This window comes from Raineyella fluvialis, assembly GCF_009646095.1.
GTDB classification, from domain to species: domain Bacteria; phylum Actinomycetota; class Actinomycetes; order Propionibacteriales; family Propionibacteriaceae; genus Raineyella; species Raineyella fluvialis.
Genome location: NZ_CP045725.1, coordinates 3,097,987 through 3,109,684, shown reverse-complemented (window position 1 = coordinate 3,109,684; position 11,698 = coordinate 3,097,987). Strand labels below are relative to the sequence as shown.

The following is an 11,698-nucleotide window of genomic DNA, read 5'->3' as shown; positions in this document are numbered from 1 at the left end:
GTCGGAGGCATCGCAGCCGCGCCTGGCGGGCCCGGTCCCGGTGCTCAGGCGGCGTCCGGCAAGGAGGTGACGCCTTCGGGTGTCTCGAGGTAGTCCCGGAGGCGATCCAGGCACCGCGACATCAGCCGGGACACCTGCATCTGGCTCACACCCAGCCGCTTACCGATCTGGGTCTGGGTGAGGCCGTCATCGAACCGCCAGCGCAGGATCATTCGATCCCTGGCTCCGAGTCGCCCGAGGGCCTCGCGCAGGCTCAGGATCTCGGGCAACGCCTCCAGGTCGTGGTCCTCCGAGGCCAGTCGGTCAGCCATGGTGCCCGCGTCGGCACCGGCCGGCGCTGCGTCGAGCGACAAGGGCCGATAGCTGAGGCCCAGGTTCTCGCTCTCGTCGAGCTCATGGGCTTCCACCCCCATTCGTTCTGACAGCACCTGCGTGCTGACGCTCGTCTGGAGTTCCTGCTCGGCCTCGTCGCGATCCCTCACTGCCCGGGCCCGAAGCTCCTGGAGCCGGCGGGGCGGCCGGACCATCCACCCGCAATCGCGGAAGTGTCGCTTCAACTCACCGGTGATGGTGGGAATGGCGAACGCCGCGAACTTCGTCGGGCCCGGGCGGTAACGCTGGACCGCACAGACCAGACCTGCTCGGGCGACCTGTACCAAGTCATCGAGATCGATGCCCCGATTCAGGTAACGACGCGCCAAGGCTTCACAGAGGTCAAGATTCTGCAGGACGATCTCTTCGGTGAGTTGCTGCCGGACCGCATCCGACGATGCCGCGGCCCGCTTCCGGAACAATTCCTGGTTCTGGAGCTCTTGACGGTCATAAGACTGTTGACGTTCGTACGTGGGGCGCTTCTCGCCCTCGTGTCCACGCGTCATTTGAACTATCCCTACGGGATGGAGCCGGCACGTGGTTTGAACCGCTCGCTGCTTCCACGATTACACGGGGCGAGAGCGATGACAACCCCTGGAGGGAAATCAATCCGAAGGTCGCAACCGATTGAGGACGTGCCCCAGGAGCCAGTTGAAGGGCCGATCCGACACGTCACCGAGCGTTCGTGCCTGGATCTCGGCGTCGCGGATTCGCGCGGTGAGTTCCTCACGGTTGTCGTCGTCGGGGGTGGCAGGAGGCCATGCATCGAGCGTCTTTTCGAGCTCGTGCACGTGCTCGCACAGACAGTCGTTCAGCAACCCGAGTTCGATGTCGAAGTCGAGCGAGTCCGGGGGAGGGATTCCGCGCAGGACACCGCCACCACGAGGGGCTGCTCCCCCTGCGACAGCCGGCTGAGAATGATCCGGGTGGCGGTGCCGTTGCCTCCCATGGCCTGGCGGACGAACAACCATTCGACGACCAGGTGCACGGCGAGCAGACGGCGGAAAGGCTCCAGGAGACCACTGCGCTTGGTGGCAGGGGTCCCTTGGACCTCCTCCAACATCGCTCGCAGGCGGTCGTGCTGTTCCAGCACGGCGCCGGCTATCTGCTCTCCACGCATGTCCGCTCCAGATCGGAGATTGGCGGACGCGCCCTCCCCGTGGCGAGTGGCGGGCCCGGGCCTGCCGGGCCGGCCGCAGCGGCCGGACCGGCAGACCCCTTCCGAGTGCAGTCCGTTAGGTGAACAGGCTCACGCCTCCGGGGCCGACCAGCAGGCCCACGACGATGAGGACGATGCCCCACAGGATCTGCCTCTGAATGATCGCGAAGATGCCCGAGATGACCAGGATGGCCGCCAGGATCCACAGCAAAGTACCCATTTCTGCTCCTTTTCTTGTGGTCGTAACGTTGTGTTACGACTCTTCCGGCCGGTCTGGGTTGTCCACTTCGTACGCTGCCGGTCGAGGGACGGCTCCCTCCGCGGCGGTGCCGCGTGGGCTGTCCTCCTCGACCTCGGGCTCATGAGTGCCCGATCGCTCGTACGAACCCGTCCGCGGGTCGTCGGTCAGATCAACGTCGTCAGGCACGTCTCGCCGTTCGCGGTTCGGGTCCACTTGCTGGGCCCTGCCCTCGGTCTCGAGCTGCTCGTTGTCGGTGATCCTGCCCAACTTCTCCTTCACCTTGCCGGTGAACTCGCTCGCGGCAGTCCGCCCTTCTTCGACTCCCATGCTTCCTCCTGATTAGGTGACGGGGTCTTGACCTCTCGCTACCCGCTGCGCGTGCAACCAAACCCCCCAGCGCCCAGCGGGGCGATTCCACCTGTGGGCATCCCGCCGGCGTCAGGCAGGCCTGACGCGCGCGCCGCCGCATGCCGCGGGCCACAATTGGGTACGGATCCTCTGAAGGACGAGCTCCACGCCGGTATGGCCTGACGTGCGGAAGGACGAGGGATGAAACCATCGATGGACCCGGACGAGCCGGCGGGGATGCGGGACCGCAACGAGGCTCCCGGGGAGCGGCTCGACCGTCAGTGGAACGAACTCCTGCAGGAACTGCGGGTGACCCAGACCGGCATCCAGCTCCTCGGCGGTTTCCTGCTCATCCTGCCTTTCCAGGTCCGTTTCACCGCCCTCACCTCCGGGCTGCGGACCGTGTACCTCGTCGCCGTGGTCTGCGCGACGTTGTCACTCTTCCTGGTGCTGACCCCCATCGTCACGCACCGGGCGCTGTTCCGGACCCATCGCAAGGACCTCATTGTGGCGACGGCGCATCGTACGGCCAGTCTCGGCCTGGGCTTCCTGGCCGTCACGGAGATCTGTGTCGTGGGACTCGTCTTCGGGGTCGTCCTCGGCCATGCCGCGGCCTTGTATGCCGGCCTGGGGACGGGCCTGGTGGGGGTGGGCCTGTGGTGGTTGCTCCCGTCGCGGGTGGCCCGGATGCGCCCGGCGGCCAGCAGCACCGACGGCATTGAGCGTTACTCCTGAACGTCGCCCGACCGTCGCCCGGACTGTGCGGATCGCTGTGCGGCAGGCCGTATGGAGCTCGTACAGCTGGGTACAGGGGCATCGAAGCAGTGTCGCGAAGAAAGGAGACGGACATGCCCCAGCGAGACCCCGGGCCCTCGGTCAAGGACCAGGAGATGTACGAGGCTCTGCGCGAGGACGGCGCCAGCAAGGAGAAAGCGGCACGGATCGCCAACGCCGCAGCCGCCTCCTCTCGCAGCGAGGTCGGCCGACGTGGCGGCAAGGCCACCGACTACGAAGACGCCACGAAGGACGAGCTCCTCCAGCGCGCTCGAAAGATCGGCATCAAGGGCCGATCGTCCATGAAGAAGGACGAACTGATCAAGGCGTTGCGCGAGCATGGCTGACCCTGCCCACTGACCGCGGAGGTCACTCAGGGCAGGACGCCGATGTCCTCCAACGCCCGCAGGACATCATCGGCGCCCACGGCCAGGAGCGCCGGATCCGGATCATCGGCGAAGGTGTCCCCCCGCCGCACGGATTCGTCGGTGAGGGCCAGATGGGGGCCCACCGGCGGACCCCACTGGGAGATCGGCGCCGGGCCGAAGAGCACCACCGACGGGCGGCCGTACGCGGAAGCCAGGTGCGCGGCTCCCGTGTCGGCGCTGACGACGCCGGCGGCCTCCGAGACGACCGAGGCCATCTCTGCGAGGCCCAGTCGCCCGGCGAGCACGGCCTGTTCGGGCAGACCGGAGGCTCTGGCCACGGCTTCAGCACGGCCCCTTTCCCCGGCACTGCCGGTCACCACCACTTCGTGACCCGCAGCCGTGAGCGCCCTGCCCACGTGGCCGAACCTCTCGACCGGCCACAGTCGAGAGCCGTACGCGGCACCGGGATGGAGCACCACCGCTCCAGGATGGGGGGATCGCTCCCGCGGACGCAGCAGGCGTAGATCGCTCGGGTCGGCCTGGATCCCGTGCCATTCCAGCAGCCGCGTCCAGCGCACCCGCTCATGCAGGTCGTCGTCCCAGTGCGGACCGTCCCAGCGCGGGCCGTCCGACCCGTCGGAGCGGTGGCCGACCCGCCACCGGGGGGCGAGCACGTCCAGTCGGTGCCGGCTCTGCGGACCGGCTCCGTGCAGGTTGACCGCTACATCGACCGCTCCCACCGGGAGAGGGATCGGCACATCGAGGCCGTGGGTGTCCAGCAGCTCGACGCCGCCGACCAGGTCGACGATGGGCCCGAGCCATGCCTGTGCGGCGTACAGGACGCGATGATCGGGAAATGCCCGGCGCAACGCCCGTAGTGCGGGCACGGCCACCAGCAGGTCACCCAGCTTGAGCGCCCGAAGAGCCAGCAGAACGGGTCCGGAGGTCATGCCTCCATCCTGGCGCGGCGGACGGCGCCGGCCAACACTCAGCAGGGCGCTGCGCGGGCCCAGAAGGCCTCGAAACCCGCGTGTTTGCGGAAGCAAGGCCCCGGGTACGGGCTTCGCATGGATGGATCGATACGTTCTCTGCCGCGGCCGCCACGGGCCGTCCTGTTCGACCGGGACGGGACTCTGGTGGTCGACGTGCCGTACAACCGGGACCCTGACAGGGTCCGACCGATGGCGGGAGCCGGCCAGCTGCTGGCCCGGCTGCGCGCCGCGGGGGTCCGTACCGGAATCGTGTCCAACCAGTCGGGCGTCGGCCGCGGGCTGATCTCCCCCAGCGAACTCAAGGCGGTCACCGACAGGGTGGAGCGGCTGCTCGGCCCCTTCGACGTCGTGCTGGCGTGCACGCACATCCCCGAGGTCGAGTGCCGTAACCGGAAGCCGGCCCCCGGCATGATCCTCGACGCCTGCAGACTGCTCGAAGTGGACCCGGCCGACACTGTCGTCGTCGGCGACATCGGCAGCGACGTCCAGGCCGCGCTGCGGGCCGGTGCCCACGGCATCCTGGTACCGACCCCGCTCACCCGCCGCGCCGAGATCAACGCGGCGCCCCACGTCGCGCGGTCCCTGGAAGAGGTGGGCGACCTGCTCTGCCCCGCGGGGCAGCTGCACCCGGCGGCGGCAGGTGGAGCGTGAGCCGGGTCCTCGTGGCCCGGCTGGACTCCCTTGGGGATGTACTGCTGTCGGGCCCGGCGGTCAGAGCGGTGGCCCGCCGGCATGAGGTGGTCATGCTCTGCTCCGGTCGAGGGGCTCCCGCGGCGCGGCTTCTGCCCGGCGTCCGGGAGGTCCTCGAGTGGGACAGTCCGTGGACACTCGCTCCGGCACCACGCGTCACCTCCGCCCGGATCGATCATCTCCTCGCGATGGTGCGGGCCGGCGGCTTCGAGGAGGCAGTCATCCTCACCTCCTTCCACCAGTCACCACTGCCACTGGGGCTGCTGCTGAGGCTTGCGGGGGTCGAACGGATCAGCGGCGCGTCGGTCGACTATGCGGGCTCCCTGCTCGACGTCCGGCTCCGCCCTGGCGAGGACCTCGACGAGGACCAGCCGGAGGCCCGTAGGGCGCTGGCGATCGTTGCGGCAGCGGGACACCACCTGCCGGCCGAGGACGAGGGCCAACTGGCGATCCTTCCGCCGCCCGACCCCGCGCATTGGGTCGGTGACCGCCCCTACCTGGTCGTCCACCCCGGTGCCGCGGTGCCCGCCCGTGCCTGGCCGGCCGGCCACCACCGTGAGCTCGTCCGCCTCCTGACCGAGGCGGGCCACCGTGTGGTCGTCACCGGTGGTCCAGGCGAGACGGATCTGACGGCACACGTCGCGGCCGGGCGTGCCCTCGACCTCGGCGGACAGCTGGGACTGCCGGAGCTTGCCGGTGTCCTCGCCGGGGCCAGCGCAGTCGTCGTCGGCAACACCGGCCCCGCTCATCTCGCGGCCACCGTGGGCACGCCCGTGGTGAGCCTGTTCTCTCCCGTGGTGCCGGCGATCCGCTGGGCGCCGTACGGCGTACCCCACGAGGTGCTCGGCGACCAGACGGCACCCTGCCGCGACAGCCGGGCACGCGACTGCCCCGTCCCCGGGCATCCGTGCCTCTCCGGGGTCCTCCCCCGAGAAGTCCTGGCGGCGACACAGCGACTCCTGGCCGCCGGCCGGCCCGAACCCGTCAACGACGCCCAGCTGACCCCATCGACCGCGGCCATCCGACCGGAGGGAGACACCTGATGCGCATCCTGATCTGGCACGTCCATGGCGGCTGGATGGACGCCTTCGTCCGCGGCAGCCACGAGTACCTGCTGCCCACCACCGACCAACGGGGCCCCTGGGGACTCGGCCGCGGCGGTCGCGACTGGCCCGAAGAGGTACGGGAGGTCACCCCCGACTCGCTCGCGGCCGAGGACATCGACGTCGTGGTGCTGCAACGGCCCGAGGAGATCGAACGGTGTCACGCCCTCACCGGCCGCCGGCCCGGCCGGGACATCCCGGCCGTCTACGTCGAGCACAACACGCCCCGCGGCGACGTTCCCTCCGCGGTGCACCCCTTGGCCGAACGGTCCGACATCCGATTGGTGCACGTCACCCATTTCAATCGACAGTTCTGGGACAACGGCCGGGCACCGACCACCGTGATCGAGCACGGGATCGTCGATCCCGGCGCCCGCTATCTCGGTGACCTGGCGCATCAGGGCGTCGTCGTGAACGAGCCGATGCGGCGCGGTCGGGTCACCGGCACGGATCTCCTGCCGCTCTTCGCCTCCGCCGGACCGCTGGAGGCCTTCGGCATGGGCACCGAGGCGCTGACGGCCCTCGACCTGGCCCCGGAGCGGTTGGTGGTCCGCGGCGACGTCCCCACGCCGGACCTGCACGCCGCCCTGGCCCACTGCCGGCTGTACCTGCATCCGGTGCGATGGACCTCGCTGGGGTTGTCCCTGCTCGAGGCCATGCATCTGGCCATGCCGGTCGTCGTACTCGACACCACCGAGGCCTCCCGCGCGGTCCCACCCGATGCGGGAGCCATCTCCACCGACGTCGACCAGCTGGTCCGGGCCTCGGCACGGCTCCTGGCCGACCCGGACGAGGCCCGTCGCCGAGGACGAGTTGCTCGGGAAGCTGCCCTCGCCCGCTACGGGCTGCAGCGCTTCCTCAGCGACTGGGACCACGTACTGGACGACGCCTGGGCACGACCGCCCCGGACCGTCGCGACGAAAGGACACTCAGCATGAGAATCGCCATGATCTCCGAACACGCCAGCCCTCTGGCCGCCATCGGCGGAGTGGACGCCGGCGGCCAGAACGTCCACGTGGCCGAGCTCTCCGCGGCCCTGGGGCGGCGAGGTCACCGCGTCGTCGTCTACACCCGCCGCGACGACCCCGCGCTCCCGACCCGGGTCCAGGCCATGCCCAACGTGACGGTCGTCCACGTGGACGCCGGCCCGGCCCGGCACATCCCCAAGGATGACCTGCTCGAGTTCATGCCGGCGCTGGCGAGGGGTGTCGCGGCGGATTGGCGGCGCAAGCCACCGGCCGTCGTCCACGCCCACTTCTGGATGTCGGGCGTCGCCGCCCTGGAGGCCGCTCGTCTCTCCGGCCCTCGCGTCCCGCTCCGGGTCCTGGAGACCTTCCATGCCCTAGGGACGGTGAAGCGTCGCCACCAAGGGGCCGCGGACACCAGTCCCTCCGAGCGGCTCTGGCTCGAGCCCGGCGTGGCGCGCCAGGTCGACCGCATCGTCGCCACCTGCCCCGACGAAGTGCGCGAGTTGACGGCGATGGGCGCCGACCCCGCACGTATCTCGATCGCCCCCTGCGGCGTCGACCTCAGCGAGTTCGCCGCGCAAGGACCCGCCGAGCCCACCGATCGGCGACGGATCGCCGTGATCGGACGGCTCGTTCCGCGCAAGGGCGTCGATCTGTCCTTCCAAGCCCTGCGGAGCCTGATCGACCAGGGGGTCGGCGACGTGGAGCTCCAGGTGGTCGGCGGGAGTGCGGGCCCCGGCGGTCTGCAGGAGGACCCCGAAGCCCGACGCCTCCAGGACCTCGCCGACGAGCTCGGTGTGTCGGACCACGTGGTTTTCCGTGGTCAGCTCTCCCGGGAGCAGATGCCGGCACTGTTGCGCAGTTGCACCGCAGTGGCGTGCACTCCGTGGTACGAGCCCTTCGGCATCGTCCCGCTGGAGGCGATGGCCTGTGGAGTGCCCGCCGTGGTCGCCCAAGTGGGTGGGTTGCAGGACTCTGTCGTGGACGGAGTCACCGGCATCCACGTGCCACCCCGCGACCCCGAGGCCCTCGCGGCGGCGCTCCGACGACTGCTCGAGGACCCGGCCACGTGTCGTGAGCTGGGCGCGGCAGGAAGGGCCCGGGTAGAGGCCGGGTACTCCTGGGACCACGTGGCTGCCCTGACCGAGGCCGCCTATCTTGACGCGCTGGCGCAGAGCAGCGTGCCGCCCGCCGCACCGGACTTCTCCCTGTCGACCGAGGTGGCCTCATGACCGCGTACCTGAGGGCAGTCCCCTCGCTGACACCCGTCGGCCCCGATGTGGCCCACCTCGTCCGTGCGCACCTGGACGAGGTCCCGCACTCCCTGGACTCGCTGCGCGGGTCTGCCGAACGCCTGGCGCATTGGGGTGCGGTCCTCAGCGATCGGCTCCTCGACGGACACCGCCTGCTGGCCGCGGGCAACGGCGGATCTGCTGCCGAGGCCCAGCACCTCACCGCGGAGTTGGTCGGTCGCTTCGACGGTGAGCGCGAGTCCTTCGCCGCGATCTCGTTGCATGCGGAGACCTCCACGCTGACCGCCATCTCCAACGACTACGGCTACGACGAGGTCTTCGCCCGACAGGTGCAGGGCCACGGTCGGCGCGGGGACATCCTGATGCTCTTCAGCACCAGCGGGCAGAGCCGCAACCTCCTGCGCGCGGCCGAGGGGGCGCACGAGCTCGGCATCACCACGTGGGCGCTCACCGGCCCCACGCCCAACCCCCTCGCCGCCGCCACGGACGACCACGTGGCGATCGAGGGACCCTCGGCCAGCGTCCAGGAGTGCCACCTGATCGCCCTGCACGCCCTGTGCAGGGCCTTCGACGCCTCGGTCGCGCATGCGCGCCGGGACCGCCCGGCGGGGAGGGACCACGCGTGAATATCGTCGTGATCGGAGACGTCCTGCTCGACCAGGATCTCGACGGCCCCTCCACCCGGCTGAGCCCGGACGGCCACGCACCAGTGGTGGATGTCGCGCGCAGCACCGTACGGCCCGGAGGCGCCGGGTTGGTGGCGCGGTTGCTGGCGTCCGCAGGTCACGGCACGACCCTGGTGACGGTGCTCTCCGACGACGGGGCCTCTCGGAGTCTGCGCCGCTGCCTCCGCGGTGTGGAGGTGGTCGCCGGCCCGTCAGGTGCCCCGACACCGGTGAAGACCCGGGTGCTCAAGGACGGCTGCGCTGTCGTACGCGTCGACGAGGGCTGTGGGACCGCCCCGGTGCCGTCGGCGACACCGCAGATGGTGGCCGCCCTCGACGGCGCGGACGCCGTGGTCGTCGCCGACTACGGGCGGGGCCTGCTCGCCAACAGCATGATCCGCGTGGCCATCGCTCGATGCGCAGAGCGCCTCCCCGTGGTCTGGGATCCTCATCCCCGCGGCGCTGACCCCGTGCCGGGGATCAGGGTCACCACGCCCAACCTCGCCGAGGCCCTGGGGTTCGCGGGCCTTCCCCCCGACAGTGACAGCAGCGCAGCCGGGCAGGCCGCTGAGAGGCTGCGAAAGATGTGGCAGGCGGACGCGGTGGCCGTCACGGCGGGAGCCGACGGGGCCTGGCTGCACGACGGCCGCTCGACCGGGGGCACCACGTACCCACACCCGCCGTGGGCGACGTCGACACCTGCGGGGCCGGTGACAGCTTCGCCGCCGGCCTGGCCGTCGCGCTCGCCGCAGGTGGTGATGCCGATCTGGTGGACGCCATCGCCGCCGCGATCGCCGGGACGGCCGACTTCCTCCGGCACGGCGGCGTGGGTGCCCTGACGTCACCCACTGCAGGGCCTGTCGACGAGGTCCGGGCGGGATCGACCCGCTGCCCCGACCCGGTCGAGATCGTCCGCCGGGTCAAGGAAGCCGGCGGAACGGTCGTCGCCACCGGCGGCTGCTTCGATCTGCTGCACGCCGGTCACCTCCGCACCCTGCGGGCAGCCCGTGCCCTCGGGGACACCCTCATCGTCTGTCTCAACGCGGACACCTCCGTGACCCGGCTCAAGGGGCCGGAGCGACCACTCATGCCCCAGGACGACCGGGCCGAGTTGCTGCTGGCCCTCGACTGCGTGGATGCGGTCGCGATCTTCGACGAGGACACCCCACTGCGCATCCTCGACGAGTTGCGGCCCGACATCTGGGTGAAGGGCGGCGACTACATCCCCGAACTGCTCCCCGAACATCGACTGCTCAGCGAGTGGGGCGGCCGGTGCGTCGCGGTGCCGTTCCATCCGGGCCGATCCACCACCTCATTGGTGACCGTCTTGGAGCGAATCTCCACTGACAGCTGAACCCCGAAAGGAAACGACCATGACAAGCTCGACCGTACGGACCCAGCCCGACGCGGCCGCCTCGCCGCAACAGCAGGGGCCGGGGCGTGTCCTCGTCACCGGCGGCTCGTCGGGACTCGGCGCCGCGGTGGTCGCCGCCGTGGAAGCGGCCGGCGGCACCCCCGTCGTCCTCGACTTCGCCCCGACCGAGAACACCTCGAGCCGCACCTATCAGGTCGACGTCACCGACAGCGTGTCGGTCGAGCAGGCGATCAGTGCCGCGGCCGCCGAACTGGGCGGCCTCGACGCGGTCGTCACCGCCGCCGGTATCGACCGTTGTGGTGCTCTGGACGATGTTCCGGCCACTGAATGGGACCGGGTCATCGCCGTCAACCTGCTCGGGACGGTCAACGTGGTCCGCGCCGCACTTCCCCACCTGTTCGCCTCCCACGGTCGCGTCGTCACCGTTGCCTCGACCCTCGCCCTGCGCGGCGTCAGCGATGCCACCGCGTATTGCGCGTCCAAGTTCGGCATCCTCGGCTTCAGCCGCGCGCTGACCGCCGAGACCGCCGGCCGCATCGGTGTCACCACCCTCATCCCCGGGGGATGGACACTCACTTCTTCGATGACCGGGCCGAGCAGTACCGCCCGGCTGACACCTCGCGGCTCAACGATCCGTCGGCCGTGGCCCGCAGCGTCATCTTCGCCCTCACGCAACCCCCCGGTTGCGAGGTGCGCGAACTGCTGGTCGCCCCGGAACTGGAGGACTCGTGGCCGTGATGGGCGCCCGCGGGGACGGACCCTCAGCCTCGGGCGGGACCCTCGGAGACCCTCGCCTCGAGCAGGTCCAGGACGTCCGCGTAGACGTCCTGGGGACGGACCGCGTCGTTGAGGCCGACCACGTGCCCGCAGTCGGTCGCGGTCCAGCCGAGCTGGGTCAGGTCGGTGCCGCAGACCGGGCAATGCGTCGTCCAACCCGAATGGATGCGGTGCTCCGCCCTGCCCAGCGGCGCCGCCATGACGGTGTTGCCGATCCAGAAGATCCCCACCGTCGGGGTGCCGACGGCCTGCGCCAGATGGCGCGGTCCGCTGTCGTTGCCGACCATGGCGTCGCATCCGGCGAGCAGGCCGACCAGACCCCGGACACTGAGCTGCCCGGCGACCGAGCGTACGGTGCCCGGCGCCGCGGAGACAGGGTCCACCCGGTCCAGGCGGCGGCCCTCGTCCGGCCCCCACGCTGCGGCGGGTTCCCGTCGGCCCGCGCGGGCGGCCTCGGCCAGACCGTCGTCGAGGGCCCCCCGGACGACCTCTTCCGCGAGTGTCCGATCGGCCTCGTCCCCGATGACGAGCACCTCCCAGCCGTCCTCGGCGGCCCACCGGGCCAGCATGGCGAAATGCTCGACCGGCCAACGCCGGCGGGGTCCGAGGCGCC

General features: G+C 70.6%; 15 protein-coding genes and 1 pseudogene. 10 read left to right on the top strand and 6 right to left on the bottom strand.

Going from position 1 to position 11,698, the window contains the following annotated elements; all coding sequences use genetic code 11:
* Positions 1 to 44: 44 nt before the first annotated feature.
* From Rai3103_RS14240 to Rai3103_RS17045, 4 genes are all read right to left on the bottom strand, one after another.
* The gene (locus Rai3103_RS14240; RefSeq protein ID WP_153573126.1) at positions 45 to 878 is read right to left on the bottom strand and encodes a sigma-70 family RNA polymerase sigma factor; all 834 of its coding nucleotides are present in this window, start codon (positions 876 to 878) and stop codon (positions 45 to 47) included.
* A gap of 305 nt (positions 879 to 1,183) precedes the next feature.
* A complete protein-coding gene (locus Rai3103_RS14235; protein ID WP_153573125.1) occupies positions 1,184 to 1,492 on the bottom strand; it encodes a hypothetical protein in 309 nt (102 codons plus the stop codon).
* 115 nt (positions 1,493 to 1,607) lie between these two features.
* Positions 1,608 to 1,751, bottom strand: coding sequence for a GPGG-motif small membrane protein (locus tag Rai3103_RS17050; RefSeq protein ID WP_194793153.1), 144 nt, complete (start codon positions 1,749 to 1,751; stop codon positions 1,608 to 1,610).
* Positions 1,752 to 1,784: 33 nt separating this feature from the next.
* Positions 1,785 to 2,099, bottom strand: coding sequence for a CsbD family protein (locus Rai3103_RS17045; protein WP_194793152.1), 315 nt, complete (start codon positions 2,097 to 2,099; stop codon positions 1,785 to 1,787).
* A gap of 222 nt (positions 2,100 to 2,321) precedes the next feature.
* Between Rai3103_RS17045 and Rai3103_RS14225 the strand changes: the two genes are divergently transcribed.
* A complete protein-coding gene (locus tag Rai3103_RS14225; protein ID WP_194793151.1) occupies positions 2,322 to 2,855 on the top strand; it encodes a DUF6328 family protein in 534 nt (177 codons plus the stop codon).
* 113 nt (positions 2,856 to 2,968) lie between these two features.
* Positions 2,969 to 3,241, top strand: coding sequence for a DUF7218 family protein (locus Rai3103_RS14220; RefSeq protein WP_153573124.1), 273 nt, complete (start codon positions 2,969 to 2,971; stop codon positions 3,239 to 3,241).
* Between the two features lie 26 nt (positions 3,242 to 3,267).
* On the opposite strand, the gene Rai3103_RS14215 is transcribed toward Rai3103_RS14220, so the two are convergent.
* Complete coding sequence (locus tag Rai3103_RS14215; RefSeq protein WP_153573123.1) at positions 3,268 to 4,212, bottom strand: glycosyltransferase family 9 protein; 945 nt, start codon at positions 4,210 to 4,212, stop codon at positions 3,268 to 3,270.
* A 117-nt stretch (positions 4,213 to 4,329) separates the two neighbouring features.
* On the opposite strand from Rai3103_RS14215, the gene Rai3103_RS14210 reads away from it, so the two are divergent.
* The 8 genes and pseudogenes from Rai3103_RS14210 (at position 4,330) to Rai3103_RS14180 (ending at position 11,158) form a co-directional block, all read left to right on the top strand.
* A complete protein-coding gene (locus tag Rai3103_RS14210) occupies positions 4,330 to 4,905 on the top strand; it encodes a D-glycero-alpha-D-manno-heptose-1,7-bisphosphate 7-phosphatase (RefSeq protein ID WP_153573122.1) in 576 nt (191 codons plus the stop codon).
* A complete protein-coding gene (locus tag Rai3103_RS14205; protein WP_153573121.1) occupies positions 4,902 to 5,987 on the top strand; it encodes a glycosyltransferase family 9 protein in 1,086 nt (361 codons plus the stop codon). The genes Rai3103_RS14210 and Rai3103_RS14205 overlap by 4 nt, the downstream gene beginning before the upstream one ends.
* The gene (locus Rai3103_RS14200) at positions 5,987 to 6,985 is read left to right on the top strand and encodes a glycosyltransferase (RefSeq protein WP_153573120.1); all 999 of its coding nucleotides are present in this window, start codon (positions 5,987 to 5,989) and stop codon (positions 6,983 to 6,985) included. The genes Rai3103_RS14205 and Rai3103_RS14200 overlap by 1 nt, the downstream gene beginning before the upstream one ends.
* Positions 6,982 to 8,247, top strand: a complete 1,266-nt coding sequence (locus Rai3103_RS14195) for a glycosyltransferase (protein ID WP_153573119.1) — start codon at positions 6,982 to 6,984, stop codon at positions 8,245 to 8,247. Before Rai3103_RS14200 ends, Rai3103_RS14195 begins: the two co-directional genes overlap by 4 nt.
* Entirely contained in the window at positions 8,244 to 8,894 is a 651-nt protein-coding gene (locus tag Rai3103_RS14190) for a D-sedoheptulose-7-phosphate isomerase (protein ID WP_153573118.1), read from the top strand. The genes Rai3103_RS14195 and Rai3103_RS14190 overlap by 4 nt, the downstream gene beginning before the upstream one ends.
* A pseudogene (locus tag Rai3103_RS17980) lies at positions 8,798 to 9,669 on the top strand (bifunctional heptose 7-phosphate kinase/heptose 1-phosphate adenyltransferase); the annotation flags it as partial. The gene Rai3103_RS14190 and the pseudogene Rai3103_RS17980, both read left to right, overlap by 97 nt.
* A 33-nt stretch (positions 9,670 to 9,702) precedes the next feature.
* The gene (locus tag Rai3103_RS17975) at positions 9,703 to 10,287 is read left to right on the top strand and encodes an adenylyltransferase/cytidyltransferase family protein (RefSeq protein ID WP_239022354.1); all 585 of its coding nucleotides are present in this window, start codon (positions 9,703 to 9,705) and stop codon (positions 10,285 to 10,287) included.
* A 19-nt stretch (positions 10,288 to 10,306) separates the two neighbouring features.
* Entirely contained in the window at positions 10,307 to 11,158 is an 852-nt protein-coding gene (locus tag Rai3103_RS14180; protein WP_228488945.1) for an SDR family oxidoreductase, read from the top strand.
* On the opposite strand, the gene Rai3103_RS14175 is transcribed toward Rai3103_RS14180, so the two are convergent.
* Complete coding sequence (locus tag Rai3103_RS14175) at positions 11,070 to 11,654, bottom strand: glycosyltransferase family 9 protein (RefSeq protein WP_153573117.1); 585 nt, start codon at positions 11,652 to 11,654, stop codon at positions 11,070 to 11,072. The two genes, Rai3103_RS14180 and Rai3103_RS14175, sit on opposite strands and share 89 nt — an antisense overlap.
* Between the last annotated feature and the right edge of the window lie 44 nt (positions 11,655 to 11,698).

Coding starts and splice junctions, on each gene's coding strand:
- Rai3103_RS14240 (WP_153573126.1), bottom strand. CDS start 878: ATGACGCGTGGACACGAGGGCGAGAAGCGCCCCACGTACGAACGTCAA.
- Rai3103_RS14235 (WP_153573125.1), bottom strand. CDS start 1,492: ATGCGTGGAGAGCAGATAGCCGGCGCCGTGCTGGAACAGCACGACCGC.
- Rai3103_RS17050 (WP_194793153.1), bottom strand. CDS start 1,751: ATGGGTACTTTGCTGTGGATCCTGGCGGCCATCCTGGTCATCTCGGGC.
- Rai3103_RS17045 (WP_194793152.1), bottom strand. CDS start 2,099: ATGGGAGTCGAAGAAGGGCGGACTGCCGCGAGCGAGTTCACCGGCAAG.
- Rai3103_RS14225 (WP_194793151.1), top strand. CDS start 2,322: ATGAAACCATCGATGGACCCGGACGAGCCGGCGGGGATGCGGGACCGC.
- Rai3103_RS14220 (WP_153573124.1), top strand. CDS start 2,969: ATGCCCCAGCGAGACCCCGGGCCCTCGGTCAAGGACCAGGAGATGTAC.
- Rai3103_RS14215 (WP_153573123.1), bottom strand. CDS start 4,212: ATGACCTCCGGACCCGTTCTGCTGGCTCTTCGGGCGCTCAAGCTGGGT.
- Rai3103_RS14210 (WP_153573122.1), top strand. CDS start 4,330: ATGGATGGATCGATACGTTCTCTGCCGCGGCCGCCACGGGCCGTCCTG.
- Rai3103_RS14200 (WP_153573120.1), top strand. CDS start 5,987: ATGCGCATCCTGATCTGGCACGTCCATGGCGGCTGGATGGACGCCTTC.
- Rai3103_RS14195 (WP_153573119.1), top strand. CDS start 6,982: ATGAGAATCGCCATGATCTCCGAACACGCCAGCCCTCTGGCCGCCATC.
- Rai3103_RS14190 (WP_153573118.1), top strand. CDS start 8,244: ATGACCGCGTACCTGAGGGCAGTCCCCTCGCTGACACCCGTCGGCCCC.
- Rai3103_RS14180 (WP_228488945.1), top strand. CDS start 10,307: ATGACAAGCTCGACCGTACGGACCCAGCCCGACGCGGCCGCCTCGCCG.
- Rai3103_RS14175 (WP_153573117.1), bottom strand. CDS start 11,654: ATGCTGGCCCGGTGGGCCGCCGAGGACGGCTGGGAGGTGCTCGTCATC.